Raw genomic sequence first — 21,098 nt, 5'->3', positions numbered from 1 at the left:
TCGAGGGGACGAAGAACGTCCTCGACGCGATGGTCGAGAACGGCGTCGACCGGATGGTGTTCGCGAGTTCGAACCACGCCGTGGGGATGTACAACGCCGCCGACGAACACGACCCCGAGAAGATGACGCTGGCCGACGCGGAGCCCGTTCGGGCCGACGCGCCGATGCGTCCGGACTCGTTCTACGGCGTGAGCAAAGTCGCCTGCGAGGGACTGACAGACCTCTACGCCACCCGTCACGGCCTCGACGTCGTCAACCTCCGCATCGGGTGGTACATGAGCGCCGAGGACCTCGAATCGAACACCGGCGACGACGTCGAACCGGAGAAGGCTCGGTTCGCCCGTTCGACGTGGCTCAGTCCCCGCGACTGCCGCGACGTCCACCGGAAAGCCGCCCTCTCTGACCTCTCCGAGAGTCCGGTGACGGTGAACGCGGTGTCGCGAAACGACGACAGGTACTTCTCACTCACCGAGACGATGCAGGCTATCGGTTACGAACCGCGCGACAATTCGGCGGAAGTGCTCGACGGGTAGCAGTTCGGCGGCGATGTAACTCGACGCCGAAACGCGGGACGAGAGACAGACACTTGTCCGGAGAGAACGTACCCCCGCCGTGAAGAACGACCGAACGCCGTCGAAATCGTCCGAGAGCGCTTCTCGGGTGGTGCTCTCGTTCTCGCCGCCCGACGAACGAACGGCGGACGCCCTCGACGCCGACGCCTATCGTTCGTACCTCCGTCGAACCCGCTCGGGGCCGGTGTCGGTCGGAGCGGAGTGGGACGAGTTCGTCAGCAGGGGGTGCGGAAGCACGCGTGACGTCACCCTCCGCGTGGAGTCGGTGCGCGGAGGGGAACTGCTCGGCGAGGAGACGGAACTGGTCTTCGAACCGGCTTCGGATTCGGAGTGACCGTCGCTCGGTCACCCCAGTATCGAGGGGCCGACGGGGTCCGACTCGTCCCGGTATCGCTCGAACAGGTCGCCGGCCCACCGGACGAACTCGGGGTTGTTCGACTCGACGCACGCCTTGAGTTGCCCCTCGCCGTCGTACGCGCCCATCAGGAGTCGGTCGTCGCCCAACGTGAGGCCGAACGAGACGTCCTCGGGGTAGCGGTATAGGTCGAGAACGCCGACGCTCACGACCACCGAGAACTCGGCGGGGTTCAACTCGCGGGCGCGCCGTATCGTCTCCTCGGACATCACCAGTTCCGTGCGGACGCCGTCGAACGCGAGTTCGGCGTGCGCCTCGTGGAACAACCGACTGAGGACGGGCGAAATCATCCGTATCCGCTCGGTGTCGAACGCCCGAACGCTGTCGAGGTACTCCCTGACCGGGGCCTGCGGGTTCTCCGGGCTGGCCGCCGTCAGCGTCGCGTCTTCGAGCCACCTCGGGTCCGGAGCGTGCGTCCGGTCGGGGAGGTGGCGGAAGAACGGACCGAACGCGTCGATGCGGTCCAAGGAGTCGAGGTACGTTACGTGCTCCTCGACGACGAGTTCGCCCGTCACGGTCAGGCGGTACGTCCCGCCCGACGACTCGGCCCACCCCCGGTCCGCGAACTGGCCGAGGTGTCGCTGGACGCTCCGTCGGGGAAGGTCGAGTTCGTCCGCGAGTTCCGCCGGCGAAGCCGAGTCCCGCGCGAGGCGCGCGAGCAGACGCCGCCTGTCGGGCGTCCCGGCGAGAAACTGCGCGGCGTCGTCCGAATCCATACCCCCATTACCGCTCGCTTCGAGAAAATAGCTCGGGAGCGTCAGAGTCGCGGGAAGGGGAGGCGGGAGTCCTCGGGGTCGACGCTCTCTCGAATCTCCTCTCGGACGCGTCCGGCGTCGCCGTCGGAGCGCCCCAGTTTGCTCCGGAGGTACAACGCGGCGGCGGTCAGGCCGACGCCGACGAGTGCCGCGCCGGAGAGCGCGGACCGGAGGGAGGCTTTCGTGTAGAGGCTCCGTTCCATGACGGGGCCGTCGTACTTGCCCCGTTCTTCGAGGTTCCCCGACGCGTCGTCGAGACTGTTCCACTGTCTCGGGCGACGCGGCGTCTTCTTCCGTTGGAAGCGGTAGAACACCGTCTCTATGATTCGGTCCGCGAGTTCCGGCGCGTAGCGGCCGAGCAGTTGTATACTCTTGCCGCCGGACCCGACGTACACGTCGCGCCGCGGGCGTTCGGCGCAGAAGAGAATCGTCCGCGCCACCGTCTCCGGCGCGTACACCGGTTTCGGAATGTCCGTCTCCACGTCCATGTGGTTCTTCGCGTGACTCGGATACGGCGTGTCTATCGCGCTCGGTTTGACGAGGGTCACGGAGACGGGCGCGTCCTCCTCTTCGAGTTCCATCCGGAAGGCGTCGGTGAACCCCTCGACGGCGTGTTTGGACGCCGAGTAGGTCCCCTGTAGGAGGACCGCTTGGTCGGAGACGACGCTCCCGACGTTGATTATCGCGCCGCCGTCCTCCGTCTGCTTCAGGTGTTCGGCGGCTTCGAGCGACCCGTAGACGACCCCCCAGTAGTTCGTCTCGAACAGGTCGCGCATGTCCTCGACGGGCACCTCCTGCAGTTTGCCGTAGACGAACGTGCCCGCGTTGTTCACCCACGTGTCGAACCCGCCGAACGACTCCCGCGCCGTCGCCGCGATTTCGCGCACGTCGTCTCGGTTTCGCACGTCGGCGACGACGTACTCCGCCTCGCCGCCGTCGGCCCGAATCTCCTCGGTCAACTCCCGCAACGAGTCCTCGCTTCTCGCGGCGACGACGACGCTCGCCCCGCGTTCGGCGGCCATCCGCGCCGTCGTCAGCCCGATTCCGGACGACGCGCCGGTTATCACGATTACTTGGTCCTCGACGCTCTTGAGGTTCGGACCCGTACCGATCACGCCGACCCCCTCCGGTCGCCGTCCGCCGGTTCGTCGGCCGTTTCGAACGCGACGCAGTCGCCGCGTTCGACGGAAGCGTTGTCGGGAATCATATGACGGCTCACGTTCCGGCTAACCGGCGGGCCGCGTTTGTATATTGTCCCTGCAATAGCCACGAAATGTCCGGTTCGGACAGTGTATCCGGAGAGAGGAGGTTTCGCGCCGGTTCGATCGATCGTAGAGTCACGTCCGTCGAGTCGTGCCCGTCGACGCCGAGACGGCGACCCAACTTTTTCCGGCCGACGGACGTACACCGGGTGTGAATCCACACGGAGGGGTCGGTGTCACGACCGATGGCTGACGCCCGACGGCGAATCGTAGAGTGGACGCTCATCGGCGGGAACAGGCACGTAGTCGCGTCGCTACTGCTGGCGGTTGCGTTTCTGACGCTCCTGTCTCTCGGTCACCTCGGCGTCGTCACCCTCGAAGACCAAGCGACGGTTCGCAGCGTCGTCGGGGGGTTCGTCCCCGGACTCATCGCCTTCCTCTCCATCGTCCTCGGGATAAACCAACTCGTCCTCTCGCAGGAACTCGCCTCTCCGGGGGAGATTCGACGGCGAATCGAGGACGTCCGAGAGTACCGCCACGACGTCGAGGAGGCGGCCGGCGCGGAACCGAGTCCGGTGCTCCCGACGGGGTTTCTCGCCTTCGTCGTGCGGGCCATCGAGTCCGAGGCCGAAACGCTGGCCGAGAACGCTCGCCCCGAGACGGATTCGGAGGTTCGCGACGCAGTCGAGGAGTACGCCGCGAACGTCCTCGACGAGTCGAGACGAGCGCAGGAGTCGCTCGAACAGGCCCATCTCGGGCGCATCAACGCCCTCCTTCCGGTGTTGGAGTACGACGACTCGTACCAGTTGATAGAGGCGCGCCGCCTCAGAGAGGAGTACGAAGACGAACTCTCCGAGGAGTCGCTAGACGCGCTCTCGCACATGATACAGACGCTGGAGCTGTTCAGCGTCGCCCGTTCGCAGTTCCGAAGTACCTACACGCAACGCGTCCTCGCGCATCTCTCCCGGCGACTCCTCTACGTCGGCCTGCCCGCCCTCCTCGTCGTCGTCGTCCTCGGTCTGCTACGGACGCCGTCGGCCGTCGGCACCGGGTGGGTTCGTCTGGTCGTCGTGAGCGCTCTGTTCACGGTGGCGTTCTCCCCCCTCGCCGTCCTGTCGGCGTACCTGTTCCGCGTCGCGAGCGTGGCCGAGCGGACGATTTCGGAGGGGCCGTTCGTCTCGCGGCCCCAGGAGGCGCGGGAAGGGTGGAACCGGGAGTCGAGGGCGCGACACGCGGACCGTACCGGGTCGTCCGACGGCGAGTGACGGTGCATTTTCTCCTCGATTCGACGCCGTATCCTGTCAGACGCCGTTTGGAACCCACCATCGAGTAGTCGTCTATCCGCCCCTATAAACTTGATGTCGTTAAATGTTATAGGAGTTTTCTACCTCAACCCGAGAGGTTCAACGTTGACGATGGTAAACAAACATACGTAGTGAATTATCACCTATATGTCCACGAGACCCTAATTTATTACCATATTGCGACTATAAGTGATCTATTTACGCATATACCATACTATTCATCCAGCTTCTTCGATTCCGCCGACTATACGAGATACCCCGCGATTAGAGAGGGAACCCACGGCAGATAAAGCGCCGTTAGGCCGCGTGAAACGCTCCGACGGACAGTACACTCGCCGTCGGGAATGTCGTCCACCGGCGGGTTCCGGTTGGTAGTCTGTTTGAACATATCTGGTGTTTATTTTTGAAAGAAACTTCTATGCCATTTATCGAGTCGCGACGAGCATCCGGTCGCTTCCGGAGTTCGTGCAACCGAGGCAAATCTGACTGACTTTCATCCCGGTGGACCCGAGCGTCGTGTGCTCCTAACTTACCCCGAACGGTCGGCAGTTTGTATCCCAGTAAATCGGTAAGGGGGATTCGGCGAGGGAGCACCTCAATACTGCTCTTTAGGGGTGCGGTTCGGAAGGAGGGTCCGGTCGAATGCCGCAGAATTCGACATCATCTGTTCTGTAGTGATGTTTTCGTGTTATCTATTACGGAACGTGCAGACAGAGAGGGTTACGGATATAGTGTTGTAATGCCTGCGAGTTCGATACGTCGTCTCACAGGGCGCGGAGAGCACCCCATTCTCTATACGAAAACGAATTTATCGACGCGCTGACCGAGTCTCTATCGGAACCGCGCCCGATAGAGACGGAAGATACCATCGGTATGGAGTTTGCGCAGCGAAGACGAGCGCTAAAACGACGCTCTCTGTTCTCTCTCAGAGAACATATAACACGAGATGCTACAGGTGGTTCGATGTCCCCCCACAGTTACCCGTGACCGAACTATTAAGAGAGGAGATAACGAGGAACACGGTGATGCAGATTAGTCACGATAGCGGATTCGATAGAACGGCCGCCGACCGGCGAGTGGAGGAACTCCTCGACCGAATGTCGCTGGCGGAGAAGGCCGCGCAACTGGGCTCGGTGAACGCCGACAAACTCCTCGACGAGGACGGAAACCTCGACGAGAGCGCCCTCGAAGAACACCTCTCGGACGGTGTCGGCCACCTGACCAGAATCGGCGGCGAGGGGAGTCTTCCGCCGACCGAGGCGGCCCGCGTCACGAACGAGATTCAGACGTACCTCCGAGAGGAGACGCGCCTCGGCGTTCCCGCCATCCCCCACGAGGAGTGTCTGAGCGGGTATATGGGGCCGGAGGGAACGACGTTCCCGCAGTCCATCGGACTCGCGAGCACGTGGGACCCAGACCTCGTCGAGGAGATAACCGGCACCATTCGAACCCAACTTGAGGCTATCGGGACGAAACACGCCCTCTCGCCCGTCCTCGACGTCGCGCGTGACCTCAGGTGGGGCCGCGTCGAGGAGACGTTCGGCGAGGACCCGTACTTGGTCGCCGCGATGGCCTGCGGGTACGTCGAAGGTCTGCAGGGCGACGGCGACGGCATCTCCGCGACGCTCAAACACTTCGCCGGCCACAGCGTCGGCGAGGGCGGAAAGAATCGGAGTTCGGTCGAAATCGGTCGGCGCGAACTCCGCGAGACGCACCTGTTCCCCTTCGAGGCAGCCGTCCGGACGGCGAACGCCGAATCGGTGATGAACGCCTACCACGACATTGACGGGATTCCGTGTGCCAGCGACGAGTGGTTGCTGACGGACGTCCTCCGCGGTGAGTGGGGCTTCGACGGGACGGTCGTCTCGGACTACTACAGCGTCGAATTCCTCCGGAGCGAACACGGTATCGCCGCCGACGAGGAGGAGGCGGGCGTGATGGCTCTCGAAGCGGGCATCGACGTCGAACTCCCCTACACGGACTGCTACGGCGACCACCTCGTCGAGGCCGTCGAGGCCGGCCGCCTCTCCGAGGAGGCGGTCGATACCGCCGTCCGGCGCGTCCTCAGCGCGAAGGCGCGAAAGGGCGTGCTCGACGATTCGACGGTGGACGCCGAGGCGGCGTCCGAACCGTTCGGCACCGAGGCGGCCGAGGAACTCACAGCGCGGGCCGCCCGCGAGTCGATGACGCTCCTGAAGAACGAGGACGACCTCCTCCCCCTCGTCGGCGAGGAGATCGACTCGATCGCCGTCATCGGGCCGAAGGCGGACGACGCTCAGGAACTCATGGGCGATTACGCCTACCCCGCCCACTACCCCGAGGAGGAGGTCGAACTCGACGCCACGACGCCCCTCGACGCCATCGACGCCCGCGGCGCGGAGTTCGGGTTCGACGTCGCCTTCGATCAGGGGTGTACGACGACCGGTCCGGCCACGGGGAGATTCGACGCCGCCGCGGATGCGGCCGCGGACGCCGACGTGGCCGTCGCGTTCGTCGGCGCGCGCTCCGCCGTCGACTTCTCGGAGTCGGACAGAGAGCGAGTCAATATGCCGAGCGTCGCCACGAGCGGTGAGGGGTGCGACGTGACGGACCTCGGCCTCCCCGGCGTCCAACAAGACCTCGTAGACCGCCTCAACGAGACGGAGACGCCCCTCGTCGTCGTCGTCGTCAGCGGAAAGCCCCACTCCATCGAAAAGATTGCCGAGGAAGTCCCCGCGGTCCTGCAGGCGTGGTTGCCGGGCGAACGCGGCGGCGAGGGTATCGCCTCCGTCCTGTTCGGCGAACACAACCCCGGCGGCCACCTCCCCGTCTCCGTCCCGCGCACCGTCGGCCAACTGCCGGTCCACTACAGTCGGAAGCCCAACTCCGCGAACGAAGAGCACGTCTACGTGGGCAGCGACCCGCTCTATCCCTTCGGCCACGGCCTGAGCTACACCGACTTCGAGTACCGCGAGTTCGCCCTCTCCGCGGACGAACTCGCGCCCGCCGGGACGATTACCGCCGAGGTCACCGTGGAGAACACCGGCGACCGGGCAGGTCACGACGTGGTGCAGTTGTACGCCAGCGCCGATAACCCCAGTCAGGCCCGCCCCGTTCAGGAACTCGTCGGATTCCGGCGAGTCTCCGTGGAGGCGGGCGAGGCTAGACGCGTCGAGTTCGAGGTGGACGCGTCGCAACTCGCCTTCTACGACCGGGACTTCGACCTCACCGTCGAGGAAGGCCCCTACGAGTTCCGAGTCGGTCACTCCGCGAGCGACATCGCCGCCTCCGCGCCGTTCGAGGTGACCGGAACGAAGGAAGTGCCGTCCACCGGTCGGACGTACTTCGCCGAGACGAACGTCGCCGACGCGGAGTAGCGACCCGCGGTCGGTCGCGTCGGGGGTTCGATTCGGTCGCGGTTCCGTCTCGGTTCGCGGCCGTTCACACGGCGACGGTGTCGTTGACGAGGCGTCCGATGTGGTCGATATCTATCGAAACTCGGTCCCCCTCGTGAAGCGTGAACGTGTCCGGCGGGACGAGGGCGGTGCCGGTGAGTAACACGAGCGTCTCGGGGAGGTTGTTGTGGCGACGGAGGTACTCGACGAGCGTTTCGCAGGTGGTCGCCATCTCGCTCGTCGACGTCGAACCTTCGTACACTACCTCGTCGCCGCGTTCGATGGTGAGCGACATGGTGAGGTCGTGGGGGTCCCCGACGGCTTCCTCGGTGGCGACGCAGGGGCCGATGGAACAGCAGCGGTCGTACACCTTCGCCTGCGGGAGGTAGAGGGGGTTTTCCCCCTCGATGTCCCGACTACTCACGTCGTTGCCGACGGTGTAACCGACGACGCTCCCGCGGTGGAGGACGACGCCCAGTTCCGGTTCCGGCACGTTCCACTCGGAGTCGCCGCGGACGCCGATGGAGTCGTGCGGCCCGACCGTTCGCGACGGCGTCGCCTTCAAGAACAGCTCCGGCCGTTCGCTGTCGTAGACGTCGATGTACACTTCCGGCTTGCCGCTCTCGGCCTTGCGCGCTTTCTCACTGATGCTGTACGTAACGCCCGCCGCCCACACTTCGTCCGGGACGACCGGCAGGAGTTCGTCTCCGTCGACGTCTTCGATGTCGCGTCGCTCGGCGTCCGAGAGTCGGTCGCGTGCGATAGCGTCTATCGAACGGTCGCTAGCGTTGGCCGCGCGAGCGAGGTGCGTAAACGACTCGAGGTCGTCCGACGCGGACGTCAGATCGTACGCGTCGCCCTTCTCGTCTACGACGACGAGGGAGTCGGTAGCTGAACTACGCTCTCTGCTCGGGAGCTGGTAGTACCGCATACTGGTGGATGTGTAGATGCGGTGAAAAGAGTATCGGGTAGCGGAATCCCCACCGAAAAGGGGACCAACCGCTTCGTTGACGGACGGAGCGGGCGTCATGAGGGGACGACGGGCCTCGAACTCAGTCGTCGCGGGGGACGCGCCCGTGTGCGTCGGGAATGCCGGCGTGGTCGTAGAAGTACGCGACCATCGTGTCCCGCCAGTGCTTCGCGTGGGCGAGTTGTTCGTCGAACCGTTCGGCGACGTGGCGGTGTCGCGCCGTATCGACGCGATCGTCGAGTTCGGCCCACCGGTCGCGCATCGAGCGGACTTCCTCGACGCCCTCGAAGCAGTTGTCGTAGAGTCGTTGCACCACCGTCGTCCCGTCGTCGAGTTCGTGGTCCCACGGGAGGTGATGGAAGAACAACAGCAGTTCGTCGGGGCAGTCTTCGACCGACGCGTACCGCTCCGAGAGCGGACTGTGGAACTGTTCTGCGTACTCCGACCGGTCGACGCCGATGCCGTCCTCGCTGGCCCCGTGGTATCCGGGCCACTCGCCGGGCGAGGGGTTGTAGTGGTTCTCCAACACGTCGTCTTGGTTGTACATCATGTGCATCAGTCCGAGGTGCCCCGTCGTGTAGTCGAGGACGGCGGGCCACGAGTCGTGGAGGATGTCGGACACCGCCTCGACGACGTCCGGGTCGTTCCCGAACGTCTGCCGCACCCACTCGTCGGTGATAGTCTCGGCGTCGAGGTCCGGGTTCCAAGCGAGGCGGCCGTACCCGTAGAGATTCGACTGCGCGAGGTAGTGGCCGGTCCAGTTGGGGTCTTCGCCGACGTTTCCGACGCCGGCGAGTCCCCGTCCCTCGCGGCGGGAGAGTAAGTCTTTGACCGGCGTCCCCTCGCCGTCGGCGTACGTGTCGGTGTCGAGCGTCTCCTTCCACAGGGGGACGTGGTAGCAGGCGTGGACGCCCTGCCCGGTGTACTCCTGCGTTATCTGGAGTTCGCAGGCGACGCTCGTCTCGGGCATCGACCCGAACAGCGAGGAGATCGGTTCGCGGGGTTGGAAGTCGATGGGGCCGTTCTTTATCTGGACGGTGACGTTGTCGAGGAACTCGCCGTCGAGCGGTTCGAACGTGTCGTACGCCTGCACGGAGCGGTCCTTGTGCGAGGCGTAGACGAACGCGCGCCAGTAGACGCGCCCCCCGTGGGGTTCCAACGCCCGCCCGAGGAGGTTCGCTCCCTCCGCGTGGTTCCGGTCGTAGTCGTACGGACCGGGTTGCCCCTCGGAGTCGGCCTTCACGAGGAACCCCCCGAAGTCCGAGACGTGGTCGTACACCTCGTCGGCCTTCTCGGCCCACCACCGCGCCACGTCGTCGTCTAATGGGTCGGCGGTGTCTAAGTCGCCCGCGAGTATCGGCGCGGCGTAGTTGACCGAGAGGTACGTCCGGATGCCGTGCCGGCGGAAGACGCTCGCGATGGCCGCAACCTTCGGAAGGTTCCGTTCCCGTAGCAACTGCCATCCCTCCATCTCCGCGACGGCCGGATTCGCACCGGGTCGGTCCGGTTTCTGCGTGTTGACGTTGTTGAGGACGATGCCGTTGATGCCGACGGAGGCGAGGAGGCGTGCGTAGTCGCGGTAGCGTTCGCGCAGGTCGGGTAACTGCTCCCAGTCGAATATCGACGTGCCGGCGTATCCGCGTTCGACGGACGCGCGGAATGGGTTGTCCCAGTGGTTGACGAGTCGCTCTTCGGTCTTCGGTTCCTCCACGATGTCGACGTCCGCGAGTGGTCGGCGGGCGGCCATGCGGCGGAGCAGGTGGTAGACGCCGTACAGCATCCCCTTGTCCGTCGCCGCCGTGACGACGATACAGTCCTTGCCCTCCCACTCGACCGACCGGACGATGTACCCCTCCTCGTGGAGTGCGTCGATTTCTTCGGCGTCGACGGCGGCGCGAACGACCGCCATCCGTTCGCGCCGTCCGACGGCGAGAAAGCCGTCGACGGACCGCGGCGGATGCATCCACAGGTGGGGGTCGCGCCCGAGGAGTCCGCCGAGGCCGGTTCGGAGTTCGTCGCGTGCGACGCCGAGTTCCGGGCCTTCCGTCGAGGCGAACACGTGGGTGCACCGCGTCCGGTACGACGAACGAATCGCCGGGTCTTCGACGGCGTCGTACTGTAGCCAGCAGTCGTCGTAGTCAGTAACTCGCATCTGCGTCGATAATCGCAAACGTCGCGTAAAAAACCCCGCTCTCGAACGGACGTGCTCCGTTCGCACGCTCGATTTGGGCGACGTTGGAAAGTATTATAATCATCCATGAAATATGGTGCGGTATGGCTAACGATAACAATAGCCCGGCCACTAGGCTGAGCCGTAGACAGATGCTCGCGATGAGCGGTGCCGCAGGCGCCGCGGCGTTCGCCGGTTGCTCCGGAGACACCCCCGAAGAAGGGACCGGGACCGGCGTCGGCACCGGTGCCCTCGAGGGCGGCGGCGAGGGGAGCGGATCGACGAGCGAAGACGAAAGCGGGAACGGGTTGGTAGATCAGTCGCTGACGGTCCCCGGCCGGTACGTTCCGACGGACCTCCAGTGGAACTCCTACGCGCCGAGCCACTACGCCCAGCAGGGCGGGAAGGTGGTGTTCGACCCGTTCCTCCGCAACAACCGGAAGACGGGCGAACTCATCCCGTATCTGTTCCAAGACTGGTCCGTCGACGGCAAGACGCTGACCGTGAACATCCGCGAGAACGACACGTGGCACAACGGCGACCCGGTGACGGCCGAGGACGTCGTCACGAAGTTCAGGATAGACGAGATATTCGGCTACGCGGTCAGCGACTACATCGACGACGTCGTCGCGGCCGACGAGACGACAGTCGAGTACACGATGGCGAGCGATTACCGGGAGTCGGTTATCATGACGACGCTCTCCCAGAGTTGGCTCGACACGCCGACGAGTCGGTACGGGAAGTTCGTAGAGCGATACGACCCCGAGATGTCGGACGAGGAGCTCACGCAGCTTCAGTCGGACATTCAGGACTACCAGCCGAGCGAACCGATCGGCTCCGGTCCGTTCAAGTACGAATCCGCGGACCAGCAGGTTCTCAAGCTGGCGAAGGTGGAGGACCACGCCTCCGCGGACCAGATCAACTTCCCGTACTACGAGGTGGAGTACATGTCCTCGAACCAACAGCAGTGGGCCGCGATGAAGAACCTCTCTGGACTTGACGCGACGACGACGACGTTCTTCCCCAAGCGCATCCGCGAGTCACTCCCCGACGCCGTCCAGGAGTACCGCATCCCCTCCCACAACGGCTACTCCATCGCGTTCAATCACGACGACGAGGACTTCGGAAAGCGAAACGTCCGCCGCGCCATCGCACACATCATCGACCAGAACCGCATCGCGACGCTCGTCGACGACACGAAGGCCGCCGTGAAAGTCCCCATCGGCGTGGGGAGCTTCCACAGCGACACGTGGGACCGCCACCTCGGCAACAACAAGAACATCTACAGTTCCTACACGAACAAGGAGAAGGCGACGAAACTGCTCGAATCCGAAGGGTACGAGAAGCGCAGTGGCACGTGGCACAAGCCGAACGGCGATAAGTTCGCCTTCGACATCCCCGTCCCCGCCGGATGGAGCGACTTCGTCAGCATGAGCCGAATCGTCTCGCAGATGCTGACCGACTTCGGCATCGAGGCGACCAACAAGAACGTCGAGAACACGACGTTCTTCGGGCAGCACTGGGGGTCGTCGAACTTCAAAATCGCACCCTGGTTCTGGAACAACTCGGGACAGACCGACCCGTTCTTCACCCAGTCGTGGATTCTGAACAGCGGTACCGTCAAGACGAACCTGAACTACCCCCAAGAGCCGAAAGCGCCGCCGATGGGCGAACCCGACGGGGAACCGCAGACCGTCGATATCGTGTCGAAACTCCAGCAACTGGGGACGTCCTCGGACGAGAAGAAGATCAACCAGCTGGTCCAAGAGGTGGGCTGGGTCATCAACCAGTCGCTGCCGATATACCCCATCGTGGAGAAGCAGTCTCAGGGGTTCTGGAACACAAACGAGTGGAACGTCCCCGAGAAGGGGTCGGAGGAGCAGTACGTCCAGTTCCACTACTACTGGTGGCCGCGCGTCGGCGCGGCGACGGCCCGCGAGCAGTAACGACCTGACGAACGCGACGCGTCCCGACCGACGGCGGCGTGCGACTCGTGGCTTCTCTTTCGGCGCAGGGCCGTCTCCGCGACGTTCGTTCGCGAGGGTTACGACGGCGGGACGATACCGATAAATCAGGAAGATTAATGTAGCTTGGTAAGGACATGCGTTACATGGTAGGCCGTATCACAAAGAGAGTGGCACAAGCCATTCTAACGGTGTACGTGGTGATTTCCCTGACGTTCGGGATGATTCGATTGATGCCGGGGGGACCGATGGACTACTTACGCGGACAGCTCATCCAGTCCTCGTCCGGCGACGTGAACATGCAACAGATCAACCGACTCGTCGAGGTGTACACGAACGTCAACCCCGACAAACCGGTGTGGCAACAGTATATCGACTACGTTGTCTCCACCGTAAGCGGCGACCTCGGTCGCTCGATCATCTATAGCGAACCGGTCGCTGATATCCTCGCGAACGCCCTTCCGTGGACGTTACTGCTGATGGTGACGTCGATTACCCTCACGTTCGTCCTCGGCGTCTCCTTGGGAGCGGTGATGGCGTACAACGAGGGAGAACTCATCGACGTGGGAACGACGCTCAACGGAATCTTCCTGAACTCCGTTCCGTACTACGTCGCGGGTATCCTCCTGGTCTACGTTCTCGGCTACCAACTGGGATGGTTCCCGACGGGCGGGCGGATGACCTCCGGGACGACCGTCGGCTTCAACTACCCGTTCCTCGCTGGCGCACTCCACCACGCGGCCCTGCCCATCATGTCGCTCGTTATCACGGGGTTCGGCGGGTGGGCGCTCAGCATGCGCGGGAACAGCATCCGCATCCTCGGCGAGGACTACCTGCGCGTCGCCCAACTCCGCGGTCTCCCCTCGCGGCGCATCTCGCTTTGGTACGTCGGTCGGAACGCGATTCTCCCGATGTACACCGGGCTGATGATCTCCATCGGGTTCGTCTTCGGTGGGTCGGTCATCCTCGAACAGATTTTCCGCTACCCCGGCGTCGGCTACTACCTCTATCAGTCGATCGGGGCCCGAGATTACCCGTTGATGATGGGTGGATTCCTCATCATCACGATAACGGTCGCTATCGGCGTGTTCATCGCCGACGCGACGTACGGATTCATCGACCCGCGTGCCGGAGGTGGTGACCATGAGTCATACTGAGACATCTACCAATCAAGACGGTCAGGCCGAAGACGGAGACTCCCTGTTCCAAGTCAACTCGGAAGTCGAACGAACGCGGCGGGACCGCTACCGTCGCTGGTTCGACGCGGTGGTGGTGGCGTCCTGTCGCATCGCGTGGTCGGACTGGCGGGTCCGCGTCGGTTCGCTCATCATCCTGCTGTACGTGATCATGGGGACAGTCGGCGTCTACTTCGTCGAACCCCCCACCATCGGGGAGGGAGCCCGGTACGTCGGCGCCTTCCAGACGACGGAGTTCCCCCTCGGGACCGACAACCTCGGTCGCGACATCTTCGCACAGATAGTCCACGCGACGCCGTGGATGCTTCAGATGATCGCCTCCGGTGCCGTGTTCTCGACGGTCGTCGCGACGGCCGTCGGTACGGTGTCGGGCTACAAACGCGGGTTCACCGACCGGGTCCTGATGACGCTCACCGACATCGCGATGACGATTCCGGGGCTTCCGCTCGTCATCGTCCTCTCGGTGCTGCTCCAACCGCGGAATCCGCTCGTCATCGGCGTCGTCCTGTCCATCAACGCGTGGGCGGGGCTGGCGCGGTCCATTCGCTCGCAGGTTCTGACTATCCGCGAAGAGTCCTACATCGAGGCCTCGCGGACGATAGGCGTTCCGACGGGGACGATTATCCGCGAAGACATCCTGCCGAACCTCATGCCGTACGTGGTCGTGAACTTCGTGCAGGCGGCGCGGAACGTCATCTTCGCCTCCGTCGGGCTGTACTTCCTCGGTCTCCTCCCGACGTCGAAACCGAACTGGGGCGTGATGATGAGTCGCGCCTACTCGACGGCGGGTGCACTCTACACGTGGGAGACGGCGTACTGGATCATCACGCCGATGGTCACCGTCATCCTCCTCGTGTTCGGCCTCATACTGTTCGCACAGGGTACCGACCGACTGTTCAATCCGCGCGTCCGCGCACGGCACGCAGACACCAGCGGTGCCGTCAGCGCTGACGCCGACGCGGACACCGACGACACAACGAAAGGGATGTTCTAACCATGAGTTTACAAGAGCAACACGGAAGCGCCGAATCGGAGAACGTAATGTCGATTCGAGACCTCTCGGTCTCGTTCGACCTCGAACGCGGCGAGTCTCGCGTCCTCAACAGCGTCGACGTCGATATCAGGCGGGGCGAAATCCTCGGCGTCGTCGGGGAGAGCGGGTCTGGCAAGTCCATGTTCGCCTCCGCCCTCCTCGACGCCGTCCCCGAACCGGGGCTGACGTTCGGCGAGATAGAGTACTACCCCGAACGCGGGGGGACGGTCGACGTCCTCGAACAGACCGAAGAGGGCCTCCGTCAGATGCGGTGGGAGGACGTGGCGATGGTGTTCCAAGGCGCGATGGACTCGTGGAATCCGACGATGACCATCGGCGACCACTTCGAGGAGACGCTCAAGGCTCACGACGTACCGAAGCAGGAGGGGATGGACCGGGCGCGACAGCTCATCTCGGACGTCTACCTCAGCCCCGAACGCATCCTCAACGCCTACCCGCACGAACTCTCCGGCGGGATGAAACAGCGCGCGCTCATCGCGCTGTCTCTCATCCTCGAACCCGAGGTGCTCGTGATGGACGAACCGACCGCGGCGCTGGATCTGCTCATGCAGCGCTCCATCATCGCGTTGCTGTCGGAACTGCGCGAGGAGTACAACCTGACGATGGTCTTCATCACGCACGACTTGGAACTCGCGTCCGGTCTCGCCGACCGCATCGCGGTGATGTACGCCTTCGAGTTCTGCGAAATCGGGTCGGCGGAGACTATCGTCCACGACGGCCACCATCCGTACACCCGCGCGCTGATAAATTCGACGCCGAACCTAAACACGCCCGTCGACGAGATGGAACCCATCGAGGGCGAGAGCCCCGACCCGGTGAACGTCCCGCAGGGCTGTTCGTACCACCCGCGATGCCCGCTCTCCGAGGAGATATGCGTCGACGTCGACCCGGAGATGTACGAAACCGACGCCGACGACGGCTCCGGAGTGACGAACAGGGCGGCCTGTCACTTCTGGGAGGACGTTCCCGAGGAGATTCCGCTGCACATCGAGGGGGTGCGGTACGATGAGTAGCGACCGACCCGTCATCTCGATGGAGGACGTGGAGGTTCACTTCACCAACAAGAGCGGCTTCTTCTCCGACGAACAGACGGTGCAGGCGGTCAACGGGGTCGACCTCGAAATCGGCGAGAACGACGTCGTCGCCCTCGTCGGTGAGTCCGGGTGCGGGAAGACGACGCTCGGGAAGACCGCAATCGGCCTCCAGCGACCGACCAGTGGCAGCGTCAAATACCGCGGACAGGACATCTGGGAGGCGCGCGAGAACAGTTCCGACGCGGAGATTCCGTTCGGCGACATCCGCCGCGCACTGCAGATAATCCATCAGGACCCCGGGAGTTCGCTCAACCCGAACCGCCGGGTGCTCAACACGCTCGAACGGCCGCTGAAGACGTGGCACCCCGAGATGTCGACGGACGACCGGGAGGCGCGCATCCACGGCATGCTCGAACGCGTCGGCATGAAGCCGGCCGAGGACTACTCGGGACGCTATCCGCACCAACTCTCCGGCGGCGAGAAACAGCGCGTCGCGCTCATCCGTGCGCTGTTGATGAACCCCGACCTCATCCTCGCGGACGAGGCGGTCAGCGCACTCGACGTGAGCCTGCGCGTGGACATGATGGACCTGATGCTCGAACTGCAGGAGCAGTTCAACACGTCGTTCCTGTTCATCTCGCACAACCTCTCGAACGCTCGCTACCTCACGAAGAAGACGGGCGGTCGAATCGGCATCATGTACCTCGGGCAGATGGTCGAAATCGGCCCGACCGAAGAGGTTCTGAAGAACCCGAAACACCCCTACTCGAAGGTGCTTCAGTGGGCGACGCCGGACCTCGAAGCCAGGACCGACGACATCTCCGAGCCGCCGATTCGGGAGATAGACATCCCCGACCCGGTCGACCCCCCGAGCGGGTGCCGCTTCCACACGCGGTGCCCCGAGGCGCGCGAGGTGTGCGCACAACAAGAACCGACGCTGGAGGAGTCGACGCGCCAACGCGACGCCGACGCCACCCATCCCGCGGCCTGCTTTCGGGTGTACGACGACGACCATCCGTACTGGGAGAGCGAACCCATCGAAGACCTCGAATCGACGGACGGCCGGAGTTCGATAACGGGCGGCGAAGCGGACGACTGAGGCCGGCTACGGTTCGCTCTCGACTACTCCGCCGTCGCCCGGCGCGCCTCTTTCTCCCGTTGCCGCTGCCGGAGTCGGTAGAGGACGTACGTGAGGGGGACTAGCGTCACGACGACGATGGCGATGTCGAGGACGGCGATGACGACGCTCGGCTCCGACGTATCGAACGGCATCACGACGAGCGTCGCGACCGCCACCAGTCCAAACAGTACGTCGGCGACCGCCAGACAGAACCAGAGGACGCGGAATCCCTCCATCCGCTCCCAGAACTCCTCGCGTGACCAGTTCATCGTTCGGCCGTATCTGTCTTCCCGCGCTATTAGTTCCACCGCCTCGCCCGACCGTAGACTGGAGTCGGAGCGACGGAGCGCCGCGCCGAACGCCGATGTTCTCCGTCGACGTACCGCGGTGACGCGGCGTGCGGGAGGCGAGCGGACGCGACGCTCGATTTCGGTCGGGGCGGTCTACGCGTCGTCGTCGTACCCGACGACGACCGTTCCGTCGTCGGTTTCGCCGCGGAGCATCGCAGCGCCGCCGTCGAGAGCGCTCTCCTCGGCGTCGAAGACGAAGACGCGGTGGTCGGGACCGTCGCCGTTTCCGTTTCCACCGCCGCGGTTCCGCTCGGTCTGCACGGGACTGCCCCCGCCGTCGTTGACGGCGTCGGGAGCGCCGAAGCGAACCGTGTCGGTGTCGAGACCGTCGACCTCGAACGCGTCGCCGTCGGAGACGCGGACGGGCACGCTGCCGTTCGAGTTCCCGTTTCCGCCGCCGAGAACGTCTATCTCGACGGTCTGGACGCAAACCGTCTCGGTCGACGGGTCGGTGACGGCCGCGTTTAGTTCGAACTTTCCGCCGTCCACCGACAGCGTCAGGTCGTAGTACCCGAGGTGGGCCCTCGCGGAGAACGTCCCGTCGTCCGTCGTCCCGGACGTGTCGGTCCACCACTGGTCGAACACGAGTTCGGTGTACGCGTCGTACGCCGGTTTCTTCGACCAGTCCTCGTAGAACAGGGGCGCTTCGCCCTGCCAGTGACGGCCGTCCCAGAAGCCCCACATCAGGAAGTCGGACGTGGCCGGGTGGCTGTACAGCGTCTTCAGGAACCGATAGAGGTAGTCGGCCTTCGCCTCGTCGCCCCAGCTATCGTCCGCGGTGTCGAACTCGGTCACTTTGAGGTCAGCGCCGTACTGGGCGTACTCGTTGAGTCCTTCGAGCATTTCGACCGAGGAGAGCGTCTCGTCCTTCCCGAAGTGACTCTGCAGTCCGATACTGCCGATGGCGACGCCGTCGTCTCGGAGGGATTCGATCTGCGCTCGATAGCGCTCGCGTTCGCTCTCGTAGGGCCCGGCGAAGACGTTGTAGTCGTTCGTGGCCAACGTGACGCCGTCGGGCGCGGCGTCCGCGGCGATGTCGTACCACTCGCTGACGACGGGGGCGGTCCACGCGTTGTAGTCCGCCCCGTCGGGAATCTCGCCGCCCTCTATCGCCTCCACGATTCTGGTCTGGTGAATCGCCTCGTTGTACACCTCCCACTCCTCGATGTCGTCGCCGTAGTGTTCGATTATCTCCCGGACGTGTTCGGTCGTTCGCTCGTAGACGTACCCGGGGTCGAGTTCCGGGTCGGTGACGCCGTTGTCCTCCCACTCGACGCCCATCGCCTTCACCACGTCCGGCGGAACCGCCCACGCTTCGACGTTCCCCCACAGGGCGACGTGCCCTCGGAGGTCGAGGCCGCGGTCGAGAATCCACCGCGTCGCCTCGTCGGAGAGTTCGGTGCTCTCCCCCCAGAAGCGCCACTTGTGGTGGTTTTCCAGAACCGCCTTGTTGAACAGTTCCGGGATGTACTCGCGGTAGTGGTCGCCGGGTTCCGTCTCCTCTATGAGGGTACCCGCGTTGACCGCCGTTCCGAACCCGTAGGCGTGTTCGGTCATCGCCACGGTCACGTCGGCGGCGACCGGATTTCCGTCGTCGTCGACGACTTCGACGGTGAGGTCGGCGGTTCGGTGCTCGCGGATTCGCTCGTCCGCGGCCGCCTCCCAGTCCGCCTCGTCCTCGTCGGTCACCTCGACGGTCCGTGCGTCCGAATCCGCCGCCGCGGACGCGGCGGACGAACTGCCTGCGCCGAACCCGAGTAGGCCGGCCGCGCCCAGTATCTGCAGATACCGTCGTCTGTCGAGTCCGCCCACCGTCTCGGTTGTCTCTGCGTCCCGTGTCTCCTCGCTCTCGTCCGTCGGTTCGTCTGCCGACGGTCCGTGGTCTAGTGAGTTGCGTTCGGACATAGCTTCGTCTCGGTGCGCCGAAGCACCGGTTGTCTACTCGACGGGTTACGTAATGAAAATTTCTGAACGTTGGATGTAATTCGCGTCGAGATAAATGTCGTCGTGAGTACGTCACGACGCATTTACCCGTCGCCGGACGGTCAGCCGAGCAATTATATAGGAGGCTGCTAATGTCTGTCACATGAAGGACGCACTCGTCGTACTAGACGACCGTTACGACTGCGCAGAGTTGCTCCGGGAGGCCGCCGCCTACGCCGGCGGGGCGAACGCCGAACTCGTACTCTACTCGCCGCTAACCGAGTCGGAGTACGAGAGTGCGCGGGACGCCCTCGACAAAATCGGGGAGGTGGAGAACACGGCGTACACCGACGACAACGCCGTCGGCGTCGCGCGCCAGTTCGCCGACGAACTCGCCGCGGAAGCGTTGGACGGGTTCGACGTCGAGTGGTCCGTCGTCGCGGACGTCACCGAGGAGGTGGAAGCGGACCGCGTCATCGAGGTGGCCGAAGAACGCGACTGTGACCACGTGTTCGTCCTCGGTAACCGCCGGACCCCGACGGGGAAAGCCGTGTTCGGCGACACCACCCAACGACTCGTCCTGAACTTCCCCGGCTACGTGACGGTCAAGACGGACTGACGGCGGGACGGGTCGAAACGAGTCGCACAACCTATATACCGACGCTCGCAGAGCTTAGAAATATGGACGTTACGTGGATGCTCCCGCCGCACCCCGACCGCCGGTGGACGATCGCCAAACAGCTCGGGCTTTCGACGGCCGTCGTTCGCTTCTGGGGCCAAGAGGAGTGGTGGACGTACGACTCGTTGCTGAAGACGCGCAATCGCTTCGCCGACCACGGCCTCTCCTTGGACGTCGTCGAGGACCGCCCGCCGATGACCGACACGGTTCTCGGCCGCGAGGGACGCGACGAGGAGATAGCGACGGTCAAACGGTTACTCCGAAACATGGGGCGGGCCGACATCGGCGTCTACTCGTGGGTGTGGACGGAGAACCCCGTCGGCGTGATTCGAACCTCGGACTCCGTTCCGCTCCGCGGCGAATCGCGGACGACGGCGTACGAACACGAACAGTCCGAACGTGCCCCCGACTACCCCGTCGATATTAGCGAGTCGGAGCTTTGGGAGAATCTCGAATACTTCCTAGACGAAGTCGTTCCCGTCGCGGAGGAGGCGGGCGTCGAGCTCGCGCTTCACCCCGACGACCCCCCCGTACCGTCCGTCCGCGGCGTGCCTCGACTCGTCAACTCCATCGAGAACGTCCGACGAATCTTGGACCTCCACGACAGCCCGAACCACGGGCTGACGTTCTGTCAAGGCAACTTCTCGGCGATGGGGGCCGACGTCCCCGAGGCGATTCACCGCTTCGGCGACCGAATCCACTTCGTCCACTTCCGCGACGTGGAGGGGGAGGCGGAGTCGTTCACCGAGACGTGGCACGAGGAGGGGCAGACCGACATGCTCGCCGCGATGGAGGCGTACCGGGACGTGGGGTTCGACGGACCCGTCCGTCCCGACCACGTCCCGAAGATGCTCGGCGAACAGGACAGGGAGGGCACGCAAGCGGGGTACACCGACATGGGTCGCCTGTTCGCCGTGGGCTACATGAAGGGGCTCTTAGAGCGCACCGATGACCGGTAGCTGCGTCGTTCTGGCGTCGGTTCTGGACCGGTCCGAAGTTTTATTGTCGGCGTCCGA

Annotated in this window: 17 protein-coding genes; 11 read left to right on the top strand and 6 right to left on the bottom strand. The window is 64.2% G+C overall.

Translation table 11 applies throughout. The features are described from left to right. On the top strand, nt 1–533 hold a 533-nt coding region (locus BLS11_RS17600), incomplete at its 5' end, for an NAD-dependent epimerase/dehydratase family protein (RefSeq protein WP_139172821.1). A 79-nt stretch (nt 534–612) separates the two neighbouring features. After that, nucleotides 613–906 (top strand): DUF7968 family protein, encoded by a 294-nt coding sequence (locus BLS11_RS17595; protein ID WP_092539103.1) that lies wholly within the window; start codon nt 613–615, stop codon nt 904–906. 11 nt (nt 907–917) lie between these two features. On the opposite strand, the gene BLS11_RS17590 is transcribed toward BLS11_RS17595, so the two are convergent. Both BLS11_RS17590 and BLS11_RS17585 read right to left on the bottom strand, forming a co-directional pair. Continuing rightward, a complete protein-coding gene (locus BLS11_RS17590; protein ID WP_092539102.1) occupies nt 918–1,703 on the bottom strand; it encodes a helix-turn-helix transcriptional regulator in 786 nt (261 codons plus the stop codon). 41 nt (nt 1,704–1,744) lie between these two features. Further along, nucleotides 1,745–2,854: an SDR family oxidoreductase gene (locus tag BLS11_RS17585; RefSeq protein WP_092539116.1), complete on the bottom strand. Its 1,110-nt coding sequence runs from the start codon at nt 2,852–2,854 to the stop codon at nt 1,745–1,747. Nucleotides 2,855–3,189: 335 nt separating this feature from the next. Here BLS11_RS17585 and BLS11_RS17580 point away from each other — a divergent pair, with 335 nt between their 5' ends. Both BLS11_RS17580 and BLS11_RS17575 read left to right on the top strand, forming a co-directional pair. Next, nucleotides 3,190–4,209 carry a DUF7972 family membrane protein gene (locus tag BLS11_RS17580; RefSeq protein WP_092539101.1) on the top strand — a complete coding sequence of 340 codons (1,020 nt, stop codon included), beginning with the start codon at nt 3,190–3,192 and terminating at the stop codon, nt 4,207–4,209. A 1,064-nt stretch (nt 4,210–5,273) separates the two neighbouring features. Further along, complete coding sequence (locus BLS11_RS17575) at nt 5,274–7,604, top strand: glycoside hydrolase family 3 N-terminal domain-containing protein (RefSeq protein ID WP_175454495.1); 2,331 nt, start codon at nt 5,274–5,276, stop codon at nt 7,602–7,604. A 64-nt stretch (nt 7,605–7,668) separates the two neighbouring features. On the opposite strand, the gene BLS11_RS17570 is transcribed toward BLS11_RS17575, so the two are convergent. Together BLS11_RS17570 and BLS11_RS17565 are read right to left on the bottom strand one after the other, a co-directional pair. Next, the gene (locus BLS11_RS17570) at nt 7,669–8,553 is read right to left on the bottom strand and encodes a fumarylacetoacetate hydrolase family protein (protein ID WP_092539100.1); all 885 of its coding nucleotides are present in this window, start codon (nt 8,551–8,553) and stop codon (nt 7,669–7,671) included. Nucleotides 8,554–8,674: 121 nt separating this feature from the next. Further along, nucleotides 8,675–10,744 carry an alpha-glucuronidase family glycosyl hydrolase gene (locus tag BLS11_RS17565; protein ID WP_092539099.1) on the bottom strand — a complete coding sequence of 690 codons (2,070 nt, stop codon included), beginning with the start codon at nt 10,742–10,744 and terminating at the stop codon, nt 8,675–8,677. Between the two features lie 122 nt (nt 10,745–10,866). On the opposite strand from BLS11_RS17565, the gene BLS11_RS17560 reads away from it, so the two are divergent. The 5 genes from BLS11_RS17560 to BLS11_RS17540 all read left to right on the top strand — a co-directional run bounded on the left by BLS11_RS17560 (nt 10,867) and on the right by BLS11_RS17540 (nt 17,109). Continuing rightward, the gene (locus tag BLS11_RS17560) at nt 10,867–12,708 is read left to right on the top strand and encodes an ABC transporter substrate-binding protein (RefSeq protein WP_092539098.1); all 1,842 of its coding nucleotides are present in this window, start codon (nt 10,867–10,869) and stop codon (nt 12,706–12,708) included. 155 nt (nt 12,709–12,863) lie between these two features. After that, nucleotides 12,864–13,883: an ABC transporter permease gene (locus BLS11_RS17555; protein ID WP_092539097.1), complete on the top strand. Its 1,020-nt coding sequence runs from the start codon at nt 12,864–12,866 to the stop codon at nt 13,881–13,883. Next, nucleotides 13,870–14,916 (top strand): ABC transporter permease, encoded by a 1,047-nt coding sequence (locus BLS11_RS17550; protein WP_092539096.1) that lies wholly within the window; start codon nt 13,870–13,872, stop codon nt 14,914–14,916. The genes BLS11_RS17555 and BLS11_RS17550 overlap by 14 nt, the downstream gene beginning before the upstream one ends. Nucleotides 14,917–14,918: 2 nt before the next feature. Next, on the top strand, nt 14,919–15,989 hold the full coding sequence (locus tag BLS11_RS17545) for an ABC transporter ATP-binding protein (protein WP_092539095.1): 1,071 nt from the start codon (nt 14,919–14,921) through the stop codon (nt 15,987–15,989). Continuing rightward, nucleotides 15,982–17,109: an ABC transporter ATP-binding protein gene (locus BLS11_RS17540; protein ID WP_092539094.1), complete on the top strand. Its 1,128-nt coding sequence runs from the start codon at nt 15,982–15,984 to the stop codon at nt 17,107–17,109. Before BLS11_RS17545 ends, BLS11_RS17540 begins: the two co-directional genes overlap by 8 nt. Nucleotides 17,110–17,132: 23 nt before the next feature. Here BLS11_RS17540 and BLS11_RS17535 read toward each other — a convergent pair whose 3' ends face one another. Both BLS11_RS17535 and BLS11_RS17530 read right to left on the bottom strand, forming a co-directional pair. Further along, nucleotides 17,133–17,399: a hypothetical protein gene (locus BLS11_RS17535; protein WP_114936195.1), complete on the bottom strand. Its 267-nt coding sequence runs from the start codon at nt 17,397–17,399 to the stop codon at nt 17,133–17,135. A gap of 174 nt (nt 17,400–17,573) precedes the next feature. After that, complete coding sequence (locus BLS11_RS17530) at nt 17,574–19,385, bottom strand: endo-1,4-beta-xylanase (protein WP_092539092.1); 1,812 nt, start codon at nt 19,383–19,385, stop codon at nt 17,574–17,576. A gap of 181 nt (nt 19,386–19,566) precedes the next feature. Here BLS11_RS17530 and BLS11_RS17525 point away from each other — a divergent pair, with 181 nt between their 5' ends. Then, nucleotides 19,567–20,022 (top strand): universal stress protein, encoded by a 456-nt coding sequence (locus BLS11_RS17525; RefSeq protein ID WP_092539091.1) that lies wholly within the window; start codon nt 19,567–19,569, stop codon nt 20,020–20,022. 62 nt (nt 20,023–20,084) lie between these two features. Further along, on the top strand, nt 20,085–21,041 hold the full coding sequence (locus BLS11_RS17520) for a mannonate dehydratase (RefSeq protein WP_175454494.1): 957 nt from the start codon (nt 20,085–20,087) through the stop codon (nt 21,039–21,041). Nucleotides 21,042–21,098 lie beyond the last annotated feature (57 nt).

Origin of the sequence: Halopelagius longus, assembly GCF_900100875.1 — an archaeon.
GTDB lineage: Archaea > Halobacteriota > Halobacteria > Halobacteriales > Haloferacaceae > Halopelagius > Halopelagius longus.
Note: the sequence above shows the minus strand (reverse complement) of the source record. Positions and strands in the feature narration are given on the sequence as shown.